Annotated in this window: 17 protein-coding genes, 1 tRNA gene and 1 riboswitch; of the genes, 10 read left to right on the top strand and 8 right to left on the bottom strand. The window is 61.3% G+C overall.

Annotated features, from left to right (window positions below; translation table 11 throughout):
• Positions 1–5: 5 nt before the first annotated feature.
• The 3 genes from thiB to VWZ85_RS03620 are packed head-to-tail and all read left to right on the top strand — an operon-like array spanning position 6 to position 3,194.
• Positions 6–983 carry a thiamine ABC transporter substrate binding subunit gene (gene thiB / locus VWZ85_RS03630; protein WP_416534411.1) on the top strand — a complete coding sequence of 326 codons (978 nt, stop codon included), beginning with the start codon at positions 6–8 and terminating at the stop codon, positions 981–983.
• Complete coding sequence (locus VWZ85_RS03625) at positions 959–2,515, top strand: thiamine/thiamine pyrophosphate ABC transporter permease ThiP (protein WP_416587162.1); 1,557 nt, start codon at positions 959–961, stop codon at positions 2,513–2,515. The genes thiB and VWZ85_RS03625 overlap by 25 nt, the downstream gene beginning before the upstream one ends.
• Entirely contained in the window at positions 2,502–3,194 is a 693-nt protein-coding gene (locus VWZ85_RS03620) for an ATP-binding cassette domain-containing protein (RefSeq protein WP_416534413.1), read from the top strand. The genes VWZ85_RS03625 and VWZ85_RS03620 overlap by 14 nt, the downstream gene beginning before the upstream one ends.
• A gap of 50 nt (positions 3,195–3,244) precedes the next feature.
• On the opposite strand, the gene VWZ85_RS03615 is transcribed toward VWZ85_RS03620, so the two are convergent.
• Positions 3,245–3,682, bottom strand: coding sequence for a 6,7-dimethyl-8-ribityllumazine synthase (locus tag VWZ85_RS03615; RefSeq protein ID WP_416587160.1), 438 nt, complete (start codon positions 3,680–3,682; stop codon positions 3,245–3,247).
• 79 nt (positions 3,683–3,761) lie between these two features.
• A riboswitch (FMN riboswitch) is annotated at positions 3,762–3,969 on the bottom strand.
• Positions 3,970–4,139: 170 nt separating this feature from the next.
• Here VWZ85_RS03615 and VWZ85_RS03610 point away from each other — a divergent pair.
• The 4 genes from VWZ85_RS03610 to VWZ85_RS03595 all read left to right on the top strand — a co-directional run bounded on the left by VWZ85_RS03610 (position 4,140) and on the right by VWZ85_RS03595 (position 7,684).
• Positions 4,140–4,742, top strand: coding sequence for a glutathione S-transferase (locus VWZ85_RS03610; protein ID WP_416587158.1), 603 nt, complete (start codon positions 4,140–4,142; stop codon positions 4,740–4,742).
• Positions 4,743–4,967: 225 nt separating this feature from the next.
• A complete protein-coding gene (petA, locus tag VWZ85_RS03605; RefSeq protein ID WP_340547003.1) occupies positions 4,968–5,528 on the top strand; it encodes a ubiquinol-cytochrome c reductase iron-sulfur subunit in 561 nt (186 codons plus the stop codon).
• An 11-nt stretch (positions 5,529–5,539) separates the two neighbouring features.
• Positions 5,540–6,874, top strand: coding sequence for a cytochrome b (gene petB / locus VWZ85_RS03600; protein WP_340547002.1), 1,335 nt, complete (start codon positions 5,540–5,542; stop codon positions 6,872–6,874).
• An 18-nt stretch (positions 6,875–6,892) separates the two neighbouring features.
• Positions 6,893–7,684 carry a cytochrome c1 gene (locus VWZ85_RS03595; protein ID WP_340547001.1) on the top strand — a complete coding sequence of 264 codons (792 nt, stop codon included), beginning with the start codon at positions 6,893–6,895 and terminating at the stop codon, positions 7,682–7,684.
• A gap of 148 nt (positions 7,685–7,832) precedes the next feature.
• On the opposite strand, the gene VWZ85_RS03590 is transcribed toward VWZ85_RS03595, so the two are convergent.
• From VWZ85_RS03590 to dapF, 3 genes are all read right to left on the bottom strand, one after another.
• Complete coding sequence (locus VWZ85_RS03590) at positions 7,833–8,354, bottom strand: chloramphenicol phosphotransferase CPT family protein (RefSeq protein WP_416587156.1); 522 nt, start codon at positions 8,352–8,354, stop codon at positions 7,833–7,835.
• 109 nt (positions 8,355–8,463) lie between these two features.
• Positions 8,464–9,726, bottom strand: coding sequence for a tRNA (N(6)-L-threonylcarbamoyladenosine(37)-C(2))-methylthiotransferase MtaB (gene mtaB / locus VWZ85_RS03585; protein ID WP_416587154.1), 1,263 nt, complete (start codon positions 9,724–9,726; stop codon positions 8,464–8,466).
• Positions 9,723–10,568, bottom strand: a complete 846-nt coding sequence (gene dapF / locus VWZ85_RS03580) for a diaminopimelate epimerase (RefSeq protein ID WP_416534418.1) — start codon at positions 10,566–10,568, stop codon at positions 9,723–9,725. The genes mtaB and dapF overlap by 4 nt, the downstream gene beginning before the upstream one ends.
• A gap of 211 nt (positions 10,569–10,779) precedes the next feature.
• On the opposite strand from dapF, the gene VWZ85_RS03575 reads away from it, so the two are divergent.
• Positions 10,780–10,855 (top strand) — tRNA-Lys (locus VWZ85_RS03575).
• A 289-nt stretch (positions 10,856–11,144) separates the two neighbouring features.
• Here VWZ85_RS03575 and VWZ85_RS03570 read toward each other — a convergent pair.
• The 4 genes from VWZ85_RS03570 to gstA form a co-directional block, all read right to left on the bottom strand.
• Complete coding sequence (locus VWZ85_RS03570) at positions 11,145–13,175, bottom strand: M10 family metallopeptidase (protein WP_416587152.1); 2,031 nt, start codon at positions 13,173–13,175, stop codon at positions 11,145–11,147.
• A gap of 345 nt (positions 13,176–13,520) precedes the next feature.
• On the bottom strand, positions 13,521–13,742 hold the full coding sequence (locus VWZ85_RS03565; protein ID WP_416587149.1) for a tautomerase family protein: 222 nt from the start codon (positions 13,740–13,742) through the stop codon (positions 13,521–13,523).
• Positions 13,743–13,745: 3 nt separating this feature from the next.
• Positions 13,746–14,126, bottom strand: a complete 381-nt coding sequence (locus VWZ85_RS03560) for a nuclear transport factor 2 family protein (RefSeq protein WP_416587147.1) — start codon at positions 14,124–14,126, stop codon at positions 13,746–13,748.
• Positions 14,123–14,734, bottom strand: a complete 612-nt coding sequence (gene gstA / locus VWZ85_RS03555; protein WP_416587144.1) for a glutathione transferase GstA — start codon at positions 14,732–14,734, stop codon at positions 14,123–14,125. The genes VWZ85_RS03560 and gstA overlap by 4 nt, the downstream gene beginning before the upstream one ends.
• A 108-nt stretch (positions 14,735–14,842) precedes the next feature.
• Between gstA and VWZ85_RS03550 the strand changes: the two genes are divergently transcribed.
• Complete coding sequence (locus VWZ85_RS03550; protein ID WP_416587142.1) at positions 14,843–15,760, top strand: LysR family transcriptional regulator; 918 nt, start codon at positions 14,843–14,845, stop codon at positions 15,758–15,760.
• Between the two features lie 72 nt (positions 15,761–15,832).
• Entirely contained in the window at positions 15,833–16,435 is a 603-nt protein-coding gene (locus VWZ85_RS03545; RefSeq protein ID WP_416541461.1) for an exopolysaccharide biosynthesis protein, read from the top strand.
• Positions 16,436–16,602: the final 167 nt, after the last annotated feature.

The raw sequence follows: 16,602 nt of genomic DNA, 5'->3' as shown, positions 1-16,602 counted from the left end.
ATGCCATGAAACATCTTGTACTTGCAGCGGGACTGCTGGGCGCAACGGCAGCCTATGCCGAAACGCCTGAACTTATTGTCTACACCTACGACAGCTTTGTCTCTGACTGGGGTCCCGGGCCGGCGGTGGAGAAAGCCTTTGAGGCGACCTGCGGCTGTGACCTGAAACTGGTCGGCGCAGGCGACGGCGCGGCGCTGCTCGCACGGGTGAAGCTGGAAGGGGCGCGGTCCGATGCGGATGTGGTGCTGGGGCTCGACACCAATCTGACCGCAGCGGCGAAGGCGACCGGTCTTTTTGCCGAGCACAGCATCAGCGCCGATTATGCACTGCCGTTCGAGTGGGAAGACACTACGTTTGCGCCCTATGACTGGGGGTATTTTGCCTTTGTGCATAATGCGGATGCCACGGCACCGAAGAGTTTTACCGAGCTGGCTGAGAGCGATCTGAAGATCGTGATTCAGGATCCGCGTTCCTCCACCCCCGGCCTTGGCCTCTTGATGTGGGTGAAGGCTGCCTATGGCGACAAGGCCCCCGAGGTCTGGGAGGGGCTGGCCGACAATGTGCTGACCGTGACCAAAGGCTGGTCGGAGGCCTATGGGCTGTTCCTGGAGGGCGAGGCGGATATGGTGCTCTCCTATACCACCTCGCCTGCCTATCACCTGATCGCCGAGGATGACGCCAGCAAGGCGGCGGCGGTCTTCGATGAAGGTCACTACATGCAGGTTGAGGTTGCCGGCAAGCTGGCGGCCAGCGACCAGCCGGAACTGGCGGATCAGTTCCTGGCCTTCATGGTCAGCGATGCGTTCCAGTCAATCATTCCGACCACCAACTGGATGTATCCGGCGGTGACGCCGACAGCTGGCCTGCCGCAGGGGTTTGAGACCCTCGTTGCGCCGGAGAAATCGCTGTTGCTGGGTGCAGAGGAAGCGGCGGCGCTGCGTGATGCGGCGCTGGAAGAATGGCTGACCGCGCTCAGCCGCTGAGATCCCGCTGGGGTCTGGGCGTCGCGGCCTTGGTCGCGACGTTCATCCTTGGGGCTTTGGCCGCTGTTATCCTGCGGGCCGAGGTCGGGCGCGGTCTTGGGGTCGCCGATTGGGCCGCGATCCGCTTTACCATCTGGCAGGCGGTTCTGTCGGCGGTTGTGAGCGTGACGCTGGCGGTGCCGGTGGCGCGCGCGCTGGCGCGGCGACGGTTTCGCGGGCGGCGGCTGCTGATCGCCCTGATGGGGGCGCCGTTCATCCTGCCGGTGATTGTTGCGATCCTCGGCATTCTGGCGGTGTTTGGCCGGTCGGGCTGGCTGAGCGATCTGCTGGCGGTTTTCGGGCTTGGACCGCTGCAGATCTATGGTTTGCACGGCGTTGTGCTGGCTCATGTGTTTTTCAATCTGCCGCTGGCGACACGGCTGATCCTGCAAGGCTGGCAGGAAATCCCGGCGGAGCGCTTTCGCCTTGCGGCGCAGCTCAATGCCGGACCATTGGCAATGTGGCGGCTGCTGGAGGCACCGATGCTGCGGCAGGTGGTGCCCGGTGCGCTGGCGGTGGTCTTTGCGATCTGCCTTTCCAGCTTTGCGGTGGCGCTGACGCTGGGGGGCGGACCACGTGCCACCACCATCGAACTGGCGATTTATCAGGCGTTCCGCTTCGACTTCGATCTGGGGCGGGCGGCGATGCTGTCGGGTGTTCAGCTGTTGCTGACCGGGGCGGCGGCGCTGGTGGCGCTGCGCGTTGCCAGCGGCGAAGGATTCGGAGCCGGGCTGGACCGGCCCGTGCGGCGCTGGGATGGCGAGGGGCGCTGGGCGCGGGGGCTGGATGCGATCTATCTGTCGGGGGCGGCGCTGTTCCTGGTGTTGCCGCTGAGCGCCATCGTCATCGCGGGGCTGCCGGGGCTTCTGTCGATGGGGGAGTCGGTCTGGATGGCGGCGGCGACGTCGGCGTTGATTGCCGGGCTGAGTACGCTGGTTCTGCTGCTGATCGCCCTGCCGATGGCAATTGCCGTGGCGCTGGGCCGGGGGGCGGCGGTGGAGGTTGCCGGGCTGCTTGGTCTGGCGGTGTCACCGCTGGTGATCGGCACCGGGCTGTTTATTCTGATCTACCCGGTTGCCGATCCCTTTGCGCTGGCGCTGCCGGTCACGGCATTGGTCAATGCGCTGATGGCGCTGCCGTTTGCGCTGCGCATTCTGATCCCCAGAGTGCGCGAGATCCTGGCGCGCTATGGCCGTTTGTCGCTCTCTTTGGACATGCGCGGCGGGGCGTTCCTGCGCCGGGTGCTGTTGCCACGGCTGCGTCCTCAGCTTGGCTTTGCCGCGGGACTGGCGGCCGCGCTGTCGATGGGCGATCTCGGAGTCATTGCGCTGTTTGCCGATTCTGAAACCGCAACGCTGCCCTTGCAGGTCTATCGCCTGATGGGAGCTTACCGGATGGAGGCAGCCTCGGGCGGGGCGCTGTTGCTGCTATGCCTGTCGATGGGGGCGTTTTACATATGCGACCGGGGAGGTCGGCGTCATGCTGAAACTTGATCACTGCAAAATGGATAACGGCGGCTTTATCGTGCGTGCGGATCTGTCGGTTGCGGCGGGTGAGCGGGTGGCGGTGATCGGTCCCTCCGGCGCGGGCAAGACAACGCTGATCGAGGCGATTGCCGGTTTTGTGCCGATCATCTCAGGGGGGCTGTCGTGGCAGGGGCGCGCTTTGACGGATGTGAGACCGGGTGCACGGCCGATTGCGATGTTGTTTCAGGACGGCAATTTGTTTCCGCATCTGAGCGTGGCGCAGAATGTCGCGCTGGGCATTCGCCCGAACCTGCGGCTGAGCCGCGAAGAGCAGGACAGGGTGCGCGCAGCGATTGCCCGGGTCGGACTGGCCGGAATGGAAGAGCGCAAGCCCGCCGCCCTGTCCGGTGGTCAGCAAAGCCGGGTGGCGCTGGGACGGGTGCTGGTGCAGGGCCGCGATCTGCTGCTGCTGGACGAGCCGTTTGCGGCGCTGGGGCCCGCGCTGAAGGCCGAGATGCTGGATCTGGTGGCGGAGCTGGCTCAGGAGACCGGGGCAACGGTTCTGATGGTCAGCCATGACCCGGCGGATGCGCGGCGGATTGCGGATCAGGTGATACTGGTGGCGGATGGCGTGGCGCATCCGCCGATGGCGACGGCGGAGCTACTGGACAATCCGCCGCCGGCGCTGAAGGCCTATCTGGGGTGATCGCTTGGCCGGGCCTGTAGCGGCCCGACCCGCGCTGCGTCGTGCCCCGTTTAGGCGCCAAGCGCCTCCTGCCGGGTTCTGACGATCATCAGCGCAGCATTGGCGGCCTCGCGTCCCTTGTCGACAAAATGGCCGCGGTAGATGGCGTTGTGGTGATCGGTTTCCTGATAGTGGTGCGGCGTCAGTGAGACGGACAGGACGGGCACGCCAGTCTCCATGCCTGCCTGCATCAGGCCATCCACCACAGCCTGTGCCACGAAGTCATGGCGGTAGATGCCGCCATCCACCACAAAGGCGGCGCAGGCGATGGCGTCGTATTTTCCGGTCTTGGCGAGATCCTTGGCCAGCAGCGGCATTTCAAAGGCGCCGGGCACATCAAACACGTCGATCTGCTCCGCCGGGATCAGCTGCTGAAAGCCCTCCAATGCGCGATCAACGATGTCGGAATGCCAATGTGCCTTGATGAAGGCAAAGCGGGTGTGTGTCATTGTGGTATCTCCTATAGGTTTGACACGTCACCCAAGGCGATCACGAGTGATGAGGGCACACGTCCCCCGTGGCCCTGTCACACGTTCTCTTTCATCCGGACTATGACCGTCGGCTCTGGAGTTGCACCAGATCTGCTGGACATCATTTCCAGTGCGTTCACAGCCCGAAAAGTGGGAACCGGTTGTCGGTTCAAGCTGTGACGGCACTCAAAATGACCGCTCGCGGGCTTACGGGGACATGCCCGCTTACCGCCGGTGGGGAATTTCGCCCCGCCCTGAGAACAGCGCGAACATGGCCGCTCGATATGGCAAAGGCAAGAGGAAGCGTGACCGAAGATGCCGAAGGGGGTGGTCCTGCCGTGAGGCCAGGCTAGAGTGTGCGCAGCCGCGCCCCATGTAAGACATGGTATCATCGTCGTGGATCTGTCTCCAAACCCTGTTCAGAAGGATTTCCGCAATGAAACTCTATCACGCGCCCACCTCCCCCTATGTGCGCAAGGTCATGGTGGTGCTGCATGAAACGGATCAGCTGGCGGATGTCGAGCTGATCCCGGTGGCCACCACGCCGATTGCCCCGGCGAGCGACCTGAAGGCCGCCAACCCGCTGGCCAAGATCCCGGCGCTGGAACGCGCGGAGGGCGCGACGCTGTATGACAGCCGGGTGATCTGCGCCTATCTGGCAGAGCGTGCGGGTGGGGCGCTTTATGAGGGCAGCTGGGACACGCGGGTGCTGGAGGCCACGGCGGATGGCATCATGGAGGCGGCAGTGCTGCTGTCCTATGAAAAGCGCCTGCGCCCCGCGGACAAGCAATGGCCAGAGTGGATCGAAGGGCAGAGCGGCAAGGTGCTGGGCGGCTGCGCGGCGCTGAACGCGCGCTGGATGGCGCATCTGAAAGGATCGCTGCGGATCGGGCAGATCGCTGTGGCCTGTGCATTGTCCTATGTGGATTTCCGGCATCCGGACATGGGCTGGCGCAAGGGGAACGAGGCGCTGGCGGATTGGTTCGCCGAATTCGATTCGCGTCCGTCGATGCAGGCGACGCGACCACCGGAAAGCTGAGATCTGGCGCGGGCGCTCCCCTTGAAATACGGCGTGCCCGCGCAAATATGTGAGGCTGTTTGCAACAGTTGCGCATAATTACTTGCGTGTGCGTCCATCTGCGCGCCTATGACCGCTGGACGAAAGCCCTTCTCCCCGCTAGATACCCGCGATGAGTCACTGCGTTCATTGCGCGGTGTATGCGCATGTTTGCCCTAAACGGGCGCTGGAATTGGAGAAAACCTCGTGTCCCACGCAGAAGACAACGAAGGAACCCGGAGAGATTTCCTCTACTACGCCACTGCCGGCGCCGGGGCAGTGACTGCGGGCGCCGCTATTTGGCCCCTGGTCAACCAGATGAACCCCTCGGCTGACGTTCAGGCTCTGTCCTCGATTATCGTGGACGTGGCAGGTGTGGAAGTCGGGACCCAGATCTCGGTTATGTTCCTTGGCAAGCCGGTGTTCATCCGCCGCCGCACCCAGGAAGAGATCGAAGCGGCACGTGCTGTTGATCTGGCCGACCTGCCCGATCCGGTTGCCCGGAACGTCAACGCAGGCGATGTGCCGGCCACCGACGAAAACCGCACCATGGACGAAGCTGGCGAATGGCTGGTCATGATGGGTGTCTGTACCCACCTCGGCTGTGTGCCTCTGGGTGATGGCGCTGGCGAGTTCAATGGCTGGTTCTGCCCCTGCCACGGGTCGCACTACGACACTGCCGGTCGTATCCGCAAAGGTCCCGCGCCCGAGAACCTGCCGGTTCCGACGGCCGTGTTCCTTGATGAAACTACGATCCAACTGGGATAAGGGAGACATTCATGTCCGGCATTCCGCACGATCATTATGAGCCGAAAACCGGTGGCGAGAAGTGGCTGCACAGCCGCCTGCCCATCGTTGGCCTGATCTATGACACCATTATGATCCCCACGCCCAAGAACCTGAACTGGTTGTGGATCTGGGGTATCGTCCTGGCATTCTGCCTGGTCCTGCAAATCGTCACCGGTATCATCCTGGTGATGCATTACACACCGCATGTCGATCTGGCGTTTGCCTCCGTTGAGCACATCATGCGCAACGTGAACGGCGGCCATATGATCCGCTATCTGCATATGAACGGCGCATCGCTGTTCTTTGTCGCGGTCTACATCCACATTTTCCGGGGTCTCTACTACGGGTCCTACAAGGCACCGCGCGAGATCACATGGATCATCGGCATGCTGATCTACCTGATGATGATGGGCACCGCCTTCATGGGCTATGTTCTGCCCTGGGGTCAGATGTCCTTCTGGGGGGCGACCGTGATCACCGGCCTGTTCGGCGCCATTCCCTTTGTTGGTGAAGCGCTGCAGACATGGCTGCTGGGCGGGCCTGCCGTGGACAACGCCACGCTGAACCGCTTCTTCTCGCTGCACTATCTGCTGCCTTTCGTGATCGCGGCGCTGGTCATCGTGCACATCTGGGCCTTCCACACCACCGGCAACAACAACCCGACCGGTGTTGAAGTGCGTCGTGGCTCCAAGGAAGAAGCCAAGAAAGACACGCTGCCGTTCTGGCCCTATTTCGTGATCAAGGATTTCGTAGGTCTGGCGGTTGTGCTGGTTGTGTTCTGGGCGATCGTCGGCTTCATGCCGAACTACCTGGGCCACCCCGATAACTACATCGAAGCCAACCCGCTGGTGACCCCTGCACACATCGTTCCCGAATGGTACTTCCTGCCGTTCTACGCGATCCTGCGGGCCTTCACCTCGGAAGTCTGGGTTGTGCAGATTGCCTCCTTTGTGACCGGTGGCATCATCGACGCCAAGTTCTTTGGCGTGCTGGCGATGTTTGGTGCGATTGCCGTCATGGCGCTGGCGCCCTGGCTGGACACCAGCCGCGTGCGCTCGGGCCGGTACCGCCCGCAGTTCAAGTGGTGGTTCCTGCTGCTGGTCATCGACTTCTTTGCCCTGATGTGGCTGGGTGCGATGCCTGCGGAAGAACCCTATGCGTCGTTCTCCCTGATCGCTTCGGCCTATTGGTTCGCCTACTTCCTGGTGATCCTGCCGCTGCTGGGCGTCATCGAGAAGCCGCTGGCGATTCCCGAGACCATCGAAGCGGATTTTGATGCCCATTACGGCAAGAAGTCTGGCGCTGACGCCACGCCGGCCGAGTAATTGAGAAGGACAGCAACCATGTTGAAAAAACTAGCCATTGGTGCCGCCTTCGCACTGTCCCTGGCGCCTGCCGCATCCTTTGCGGCGGGAGGCTCGGGCCATGTCGAGGACTATGACTTCTCGTTCGAAGGCCCGTTTGGCACCTACGACACCAACCAGCTGCAGCGCGGTCTGCAGATCTACACCGAAGTCTGCGCAGCCTGTCACGGGCTGAAGCTGGTGCCGTTGCGCACCCTGGCCGATGAAGGTGGCCCGAACCTGCCAGAAGAGCAGGTCCGCGCCTATGCGGCCGAGAACTTCTCGGTTTACGATCCGGTGGAGGATGAAGATCGTCCGGCCAAGCCGACCGATAATTTCCCGGAAAACAACAACGCAGGCGCGCCTGACCTCAGCATGATGGCCAAGGCACGTGCGGGTTTCCACGGCCCCTACGGTCTGGGTCTGAACCAGCTGTTCAAAGGCATGGGCGGTGCGGAATATATTGCGTCGCTGCTGGCGGGCTACACCGGTGAGACCAAGGAAGAAGCAGGCACCACCTTCTATGGCAACACTGCCTTCCCTGGTGGCTGGATCTCCATGGCGCCGCCGCTGTCGGATGAGCAGGTTGAGTTCGTCGATGGCCACGCCAACGATGTGGAAGCCATGTCGCAGGACGTCGCGGCCTTCCTGATGTGGACGGCAGAGCCGAAAATGATGGCGCGCAAGCAGGCCGGTTTTGTCGGCGTGCTGTTCCTGACGCTGCTGTCGGTGCTGCTGTATCTCACCAACAAGCGTCTGTGGGCGCCGCACAAAGGCAAGAAAACCAGCTAAGCCGGTTTTCCTGAGCAATTACGAACCCCCGCATGGTGTGACCCTGCGGGGGTTTTTCGTATTGGGGGCGCTGCCCCTCTGCCCTGCGGGCATTCACCCCGGAGTATTTCGGGAAAGATGACAGCGGGCGGTGCGTCCTGATGTGCGGCTAGCGGAAAAACCCGGAGGCGGGCAGCGGCTGGTTGATGCGGGTGAGGATGTCGCGCGCAAGCTGTTCGGTGTCGCGGGTGCCGTCGCACTCCAGATCATACCGCATCCCGGCATGGACATGAGTGGCATCCTGCGCGGCGCTGCCGGGCGGCCTGTCACCCCGGCGCTGCTCGCGCTGGTGCAGCGCGGCGAGAGAGGGGCGCAATCCGACGAACAGCATTTGGTGGCCCGCCAGCAGGTCCTGCAACTGGCTGTGCCAGCCGGGTGTGTCGAGGATATGTTCGATGATCAGATCATTACCGGCGTCGGCAAAGCCTGTAACTGCGCGATGGAACCCGTCAAAGAAGGCGGGGCGGGCCGCTTGCCAGTCGGGATAATCGACCTGGCGCCAGGCGCCGCTGCCGCGCAGGTGATCAATGGAGAGGTGCAGGAAGGGGCGGGGTGACTGGCGGCGCAGTTCTGCTGCCAGCGTGGATTTGCCGCTGCTGGAGGGGCCGTGAAGGAAGAGGATGAGGCTCATGATCCTGCCATCCTCCGGCATCGATGCGGGAGGGGCAAGACTGTCTTCGCAGTAGGAGTGGCACCCAGAGTGCTGCCTGTGTGCGGATCCAATGCGTCGACGCGCGGCCTCAGGCAGTGAGCTGGGTTCCCCTGATGCCGGTGGTGGTGGTGGTGACGATCTCGCCCTCCACCTGCGGGGTTGCAAAGCTGACCTCGGTGAATTGCTCGGTGCGGCCCATGTGCGGGTTTTCCATCAGGATGCGATGCCTGCGGCCGATCTGCGCGGTGAGATGGGCCTGTACCTGCACGTCACCGGCGGCGCGCAGACGGGCGGCGCGCTCCTTGATCACCGTGCCATTCACCTGATTGGGGATCTTGGCGGCCGGGGTGCCCTCGCGCTTGGAATAGGGGAAGACGTGCAGCCAGGTGAGATCGCAGTCGGTAACCAGTTTCAGCGAGTTCTCGAAATGGGCGTCCGACTCGGTCGGAAAGCCTGCAATGATATCGGCACCAAAGGTCATCTCCGGGCGCAGGCGGCGGGCGTCTTCGCAGAATTTGATCGCGTCATCGCGCAGGTGGCGGCGGGCCATCCGTTTCAGGATCAGATCATCGCCGTGTTGCAGCGACAGGTGCAGGTGCGGCATCAGCCGCGGCTCTGTGGCGATGGCCTGCATCAGGTTCTCGTCCACCTCGATCGAATCGATGGAGGATATGCGCAGGCGCGGCAGGTCTGGCACCAGTTTCAGGATCCGCATCACCAGATCGCCCAGACGGGGCGTGGCGGGCAGGTCGGCGCCCCAGGAGGTGAGATCGACGCCGGTCAGGACAACCTCATTATAGCCCCGGTCCACCAGCCGCTTGATCTGATCGACCACCACACCGGCAGGGACGGAGCGGGAATTGCCGCGACCATAGGGTATGATGCAGAAAGTGCAGCGGTGGTCACAGCCGTTCTGAACCTGCACATAGGCGCGGCTGCGGGTGCCGAAACCGTCAATGAGATGGCCTGCGGTCTCGGTCACCGACATGATATCGTCGACCTGCACCTTTTCCGTGGTGCCGATGAAATCCGGCCCCTTGGCGATCTGCTGCCAGGTCTCGGCCTGCATCTTTTCGGTGTTGCCGATGACGCGGGTGACCTCTTCCATTGCGGCAAAGGTCTCCGGTTCGGTCTGGGCGGCACAACCGGTGACGATGATCGGCGCCTCCGGGTTTTCACGGCGCAGGCGGCGGATCTCCTGCCGTGCCTTGCGCACGGCCTCGGCGGTGACGGCACAGGTGTTGACCACCACGGCGTTGCTGAGCCCTGCCTGCTGGCTGAGCTCTTTCATCGCTTCGGTTTCATAGGCGTTCAGGCGGCAGCCGAGCGTGGTGAATTTGGGCGCGCTCATGTTGAGAGGCTTTCCAGAAAGTCGCGGGTGAAGCTGCCGTCGAACACGTGGCAGGTCGGGCCGGTCATCCAGACGCCATCGTCGCGCCAGTCAATCCAGAGCGTGCCGCCATCCAGATCTATCTGCACATGGCGACCGGTCAGCCCGCGTCGCGCTGCGGCCACTGCGGTGGCGCAGGACGAGGAGCCCGAGGCCAGGGTGATGCCGACGCCGCGTTCCCAGACGCGCATGCGGATGTGATCTGTGCCGACCAGATGGGCGACCTGCACATTGGTGCGTTCAGGGTAAAGCGGATGATGCTCGTAGCGCGCGCCAAATTCGGCGAGAGGGATCAGCTCGGCGTTTTCGACAAAAAAGGTGCAATGCGGATTGCCCATGCCGGTGGCGGTTGGCGCCCCCTCAATCGGCAGCTCCAGCGTGTCCATCTGCTCTGCCAGCGGGATATCCTGCCAGTCCAGCTGTGGCTGGCCCATGTTGACGGCGGTCAGCCCGTTTCCTGCGTCTCTTGCATGAAGCAGGCCGCGATCGGTGGTCAGACGCAGGGCCTCGCGTCCGGTCTGCTGCATCAGGTAACGGGCCACGCAGCGGGTGGCGTTGCCGCAGGCGGCCGAGGTGGATCCATCGGCGTTGTAGAAGGTCAGATGTGCGTCTTCCTCGCCGTGGGTGATGACGGTGAGCTGGTCGAATCCCACGCCCATCTGCCTGTGCGCGATTCCGGCGGCCATGGCCGGTGTGATGGGCCACGACATGTCACGGGCATCCACAACAACGAAGTCGTTGCCGAGGCCGTGCATCTTCATGAAGGGCAAGCGGGTGTCTGATCCTGTGGTCATTTCGCGCATATAGACCTCCGTCGAAGATGAATCCAGCCTTGTGGCAAGAAAGTTGAAAAAAGGGGTTGACCGTCTCAGCCCTTACCCCTAGATACGCCGCCTATCGGGACAGCATGACTGACACGGTCGCGCCGCTCCGAAGCAAATTAAGTGCTTGATCCTTTTGGATTATGTCCTTAAAGAGCGACCAGGGAACAACACGATGTTCCGAAGAAGAAGTGGGCCGTTAGCTCAGTTGGTAGAGCAACTGACTTTTAATCAGTGGGTCGCAGGTTCGAATCCTGCACGGCTCACCACTTCCTCCAATAAGATCAATCCACTGAACATTCGTATTTGTACTATGCCGGTAGATCTCGGCCAGAGTGCCGAGTGAATATTGGATTGGAGATCCGCCTCCTTTGATTGCTCGGAAGCAGCACGTTTCCCATACTGCTATAGCTACATTGCCTGTCCTCAGACGGGACGCCAGCCGCCTTAGTACAGTCGAGCCCTCCTTGGCTGTGACATCTAGTCCGAAAGCCTGGAAGCAGAGGGCGGGCTATGCGGTTGCCCGCGCAGCCCGCCTGCGGTCGATCAGTGAACCTACTAGGTGAAGACGATATTGCTATGTAGGTCCTGTAGCTGCAGATTCAACAGGGTTATGCTGTCACCATCACCGAAGTCGAAAATCACGCTCCCTGACACGTCATTTGCATAGCCAAGCGCATCCTGCTCAGTAGAGAAACCGAACCCGCTCAGTAAAAGCGTGTCATTGCCGAGGCCAAAATCGGTGATCCGGTCGGCGTCTTCTCCCTTCGTGAATACAAATGTGTCGGCACCGTTGCCGCCGGTCAGAGTATCGTCGCCGGAACCGCCGTATAGCGTGTCCCGGCCGCTCTTGCCATTCAGCACGTCGTCGTCCTGATTTCCCAGCAACTTGTCGTTGCCAGTGCCACCAAAGACTGTGTCGTTGCCCTTGCCACCCAGCACTCGGTCATCACCATCTTGACCGCTGATATGGTCATTTCCGGTATTGCCATAGACAGTGTCATTTCCGTCACCACCTGTCATGACGTCATTGCCGCCCTCACCACGCAGAATATTGGCGCCAGTGTTGCCGGAAATCGAGTTGTCCGCCTCATTGCCAGTGCCATTGATGTTGGCACTTCCGGTGAGGGTCAGGTCTTCGATATGTGCGCTGTGAGCAGTCAGATCGAAAGTTACTGAGCTATTGACCCGGTCCTGACCTGCGCCCGCATTTTCGGCCACCTGGTCTGCGGCATCGTCCACCCAGTAGGTATCGTTGCCTGTGCCTCCTGACATACTGTCGGCGCCGGTACCTCCATTCAGAGTGTCATTGCCGGAACCGCCGTAAAGCGTGTCCGCACCTTCTTTGCCATTCAGCACGTCGTCGTCCTGATTTCCCAGCAACTCGTCGTTGCCAGTGCCGCCAAAGACTGTGTCGTTGCCCTTGCCACCCAGCATCCGGTCATCACCGTCTTGACCGCTGATATGGTCATTTCCGGTATTGCCAAAGACGGTATCATTACCTTCACCGCCTGTGATGGTGTCGTTGCCACCCTCACCACGCAGTAAATTTGAGCCGACGTTGCCCGCGATTACGTCGTTGCCAGTGCCACCTATGGCATTTTCGATCAGCGAACGCGTGTCACCATTATGGAGAAGTGCATTGTAGATATTGCCGCTAGCGTTATATCCATATCCCAGATGGGCCGTCTGTGCAGCGCTGAAGCGTGAGGATTCGCCGGGGTTCAGATCAATGTTTAGATTCTCGGCGTAGGCTGAAAGATCATAGGTGTCGACGCCGCCCCCATCCCAGATGGTGGCGAAAATCCGGTTGCCGACCGCATCGATTGCAATTTCACCATTGACCAAAGTGTCGCCTGAATTGGGGGACCACTTGTAGACCGTATCGTTGCTGTTGGTGGTGTAATCGGCACCATACATATGCTGCAGGGCCGCGATATCCAGCATCATGTAGGTTTGTGCAAAGCTCGAGGGTTCATTTCTATATCCACCTAGCGGGCTATTTTCGTAGCTCAGATAGCTCATGATCGTGTATTCCATGTGGTCGTACTCAGATGGAACAACACCGAATCCGTTAATATTTTCATGTGAATGCGTCAGTCCCAGAGCATGTCCGGTTTCATGCAGCACAGTATGCCAGGCGTAGTTGCCCGCTGCCGGGGATCGGTAAACCGTGTTTCCAAACCAGACGTCCCCTGCGGTTGGACTGTTTTGCGGGTAATATCCATGAGCACCGAGAACATCGGGTGAGGACGTGTTGCCGTACCGAATAGCCTCCGGGCTGGTCGTATCCGGTGTTGCGTCATGCTCAATATTCAGCTTTGTAATACCTTCAACAGAAAAGCCCCTTGCTGCGGCGGGGCCGAGATCAGAGTCCAAAGCGAATTTGATCGCAGATTTCTGCAGATCGGAAACCTCTGAAAACGCAGCTGCCTCATTATAAGAAGCTGAATAATTATAGACACCGGGCTCAGACGGGTAGGCATAGTGAATAGTATCATCGCTCCATTTTTGCCCAAAAAACAAGCCGTCGACTCTTTGATCTCCGATCTGGAGAAATGATGAGACAGAGTTCAAACCTTTAGCCATGAAATTTTCCTTCAAGGGGAATTGCGTCAGTAAATGAGTTGTCGCGTCGGAAAACGGGTCAGCCTTCCCGTGACTATGTCGATGAATGCATAAATATAGATAGACATGTCGTGACATTAAAATTCACAGATGAAAGCAACCAGAAGGAGACAGCGTGCCCGGCGGCTCAGCTCTACTATCGTCAGGCGTTAGGGTGCGCAATACAAACAACGCCCAGCCATGAGCCCGGTTCTGCAACGCCTGGCGGCAATTGAGACAGCGCTGGCCGGTACGCCCTCCACCGCAAAAGTCATCGGCGCCCGGGGCAGCGGACAGGTCGCCCTCAGGCCTCTGTCCGCTGCGTCTCTATTGCGCCTGCTTGCGGTACCGTTGCACCGGCAGGCCGCCGACGCCCCAATCCTCCAGCGCGACCTCGTCGATCACCACAAATGTGGTCGCCGGGTTCTTGCCCAGAACATCCTGCAGCAGACCCGTCACCCCGGCGATCAGCTGCGCCTTCTGGTCTGCGCTGGGGCCGGTGCCATCGGGGCCGCCCTCGCGGGTGACTTTGATATTCACATAAGGCATCGTTCAATCCTTTCGCGGAACATAGGAAAACACTTTGGCCACGATACGCCATTCGGCACCGTAGCGGACAAGGGTCAGCAGGTCGTGGAAATCCCGCCCCATCATGGTCATCCGGGCGCTGACACGGGCCAGCCGGCTGCTGGCAAAGGCGATCTCCAGAATCTCCTCCTCGCGCGCCTCACCGCGTTCGGCCGGAGGCACACGCCCGTCGACGCGGGCCATGTAAATCTCAAGATCCAGATACAGCTCGTCGCCTTCGGTGGCGCAGACATAGGCCAGCTGCGGGTGAAAAACCTTGCGCAGCAGGGCGCTGTCGGCTTGATGGAGGCCCTCGAAATAGGCCTCCATCAGGGCGCCGACCTCATTGTGGGCGGCAGGCGTCATTGGATCAGCCCCTCTGCGCGCATCGCCGCCTGGGCCGACGGGCGGGCAGCACTGCGGCTGACAAAGGCGGCCAGATTGGGCCAGCGGGCCAGGTCGATGCCGGTGAAGTTCGCCCAGTTCGAGACCACGAACAGATAGGCATCGGCCACCGAGAACCGGCCCTCGACCAGCCACTCGCGGCCATCCGCCAGCTGGGCCTCGATGAAATCGAACTTGTCCGCAACCGCGCTGCGCGCGTCGTCCTTGCCGGCTTCGGACGTGCCCTCGCGGAACAGCGGGCTAAAGGCCTTGTGCAGCTCGGTCCCGATCCAGTTGAGCTGCTCCTGCATCCGGGCCCGGCCCAAGGTGCCCGCCGCCGGCGCCAGACCTGCCTCCGGATGGCTGTCCGCGATATACTGTAAAACCGCCGCCCCTTCAGTGAGGACGCTGCCATCGTCCAGACCCAGGGCCGGAACATAGCCTTTGGGGTTGATCGCACGATAATCCGCGCCGCTTTCGGTCTGCCCCGTCGCGGTATCGACGGCTTCGATGTCAAACGGGCGGCCGGTTTCATAGAGGGCAATATGGCTGGCCAGCGGGCAGGCACCGGGTTTGTAGTAGAGTTTCATGACAGTCTCCTGTTGCAGTGATGCCCTCTGACTACCTTCAGATATGATTGATTGATAATATTGTGTTTGCAGCATAACGATTAGGCAATCTGATCATGTTGGAAGCCGATGAAACACGACCAGCTCCTTGCCCTCGAGGCCATTGTCGCAACCGGCACCTTCCGCGGCGCGGCGGAGCGTCTGAATAAATCCCAGTCGGCCATCAGCCATGCAATCCGCCTGCTGGAAGAGGAATTGGAGCTGGAGCTGTTCAGCCGCGAAGCCTACCGGCCGTCTCTGACCCCGGCGGGCGAAATCTTCTACCGCGAGGCGTCGCGGGTGCTGCGGCAGATGCAGGGGCTTCGATCTACCGCCGCCCGGCTGCGCGCCCGCGAAGAACCGGAACTGACGCTTGCCGTCAGTGCCACCATGGATCTGGACCCTTTGCTGCCGGCGCTTGCGGAGACCGGGCGGCGCCACCCTGCGACCCACCTCCGGCTGCGCATGGAAATGATGGGCGGCCCGATTGCCCGGCTGATGGAGGGCAAGGCGGATATCGCGCTTGCGTCGCTTGATGGGGTGCCGCTGGACGACGTGGAGGCAGAGCCGGTTGCCGAGGTCACGATCCGGCCGGTGGCCAGCCCCGCCTTGAACCTGCCCGTCGGCCCCCACGCCTTGTCGGCATCCGAAATGCAAAGTCATGTGCAGGTGGTCGCCGCCGGCACCGGCGGCGCGGCGCATGACCAAAGCCGCGATCTCTTGTCCGGGAGCCTGAAATGGACGGTGTCTGATCTCGCGGCCAAGAAAAAGGTGATCCTCGCCGGGCTTGGCTGGGGCGGTCTGCCAGATCACATGACAGAGGAGGAGCGGCGTTCCGGGGCTTTGCTGTCCCTGAACCTGGACGGGTTCCCGCTGCGACGGACAGTGATATTCAAGATGCGGCGCAGGGACCAGCCCATTGGGGTTGTTGCCGAGGAACTCTGGAACAGGGTCGGTGCGGCTGTCTCAGCTGCGAAGCCGGTTGCCGCAGACACAGCAAGGCGCTAAGCAGGAGGCAGGCACGGTCCGAGTTGCGAGGCGAATGTGAAAGCTGTTTCTGGATGTCCCGGTGCTATAGGCTTGATCAGGAAGCGCTCTCTCTCCTTCACGCTGCTGCGCGTGATCCGCTACCATCAAAACTCCGATCATATCGCGCTTGGCACCTTTCTGGAGCAGCTTGGCGACAGGTCCTTCGGATGGGCAATCTTGCTGTCGTGCCTGATCAATCTTCTTCCTTTGCCTCCAGGGTCAACCCTTGTCACCGCTCTGCCGCTCTTGTTTTTCTGCGCGCAGATGGGACTGGGATTTTCCAGCGTCCGGCTGCCGCGACGCATCGCGCGGATCCGGTTTTCCGGCACAGGCATGCGCCGTATCGTGCTGCGCTTGCGCCCCGTGTCGCGGCGGCTGGAGCGGATTGCCCGACCGCGCCTGCGAGCGGTGTTTCAGCCACGAAGAGAACAGCTGACCGGAGGCCTGCTGTTTCTGGTTTCCCTGGCGCTGTTCGTGCCGCTGCCGCTCAGCGGTTGGTTTCCAGCAATTGCCCTGTTTGTTGCCAGCATCGGGCTGCTGGAACGGGATGGGATCATCGTGCTGGCGGGTGTCTGCGCCGGGATGTTGTCGATTGCCTTGACGGTGTTTGTGGGCGCTTCGATCCTGATCGGGGCGAACAGTCTGATACACTAACGTTTTTCTGATGAACAATCGAATGCTGTTGCGCTGATAGGTGCGATCGCAGCGGTAGCGCAACGCCTTCCGTGTTCACGACATTTGCAAGACCTGCCTCAAGGGAATGATCTTTGGTCGCCCGATCCTTAGGCGCGCTGTCTTTGGCGAGTGCGACCGCCAGCCTG

This window comes from Phaeobacter sp. JH20_29 (assembly GCF_048056175.1).
In the GTDB taxonomy this organism is placed as follows: domain Bacteria; phylum Pseudomonadota; class Alphaproteobacteria; order Rhodobacterales; family Rhodobacteraceae; genus Phaeobacter; species Phaeobacter bryozoorum.
Note: the sequence above shows the minus strand (reverse complement) of the source record. Positions and strands in the feature narration are given on the sequence as shown.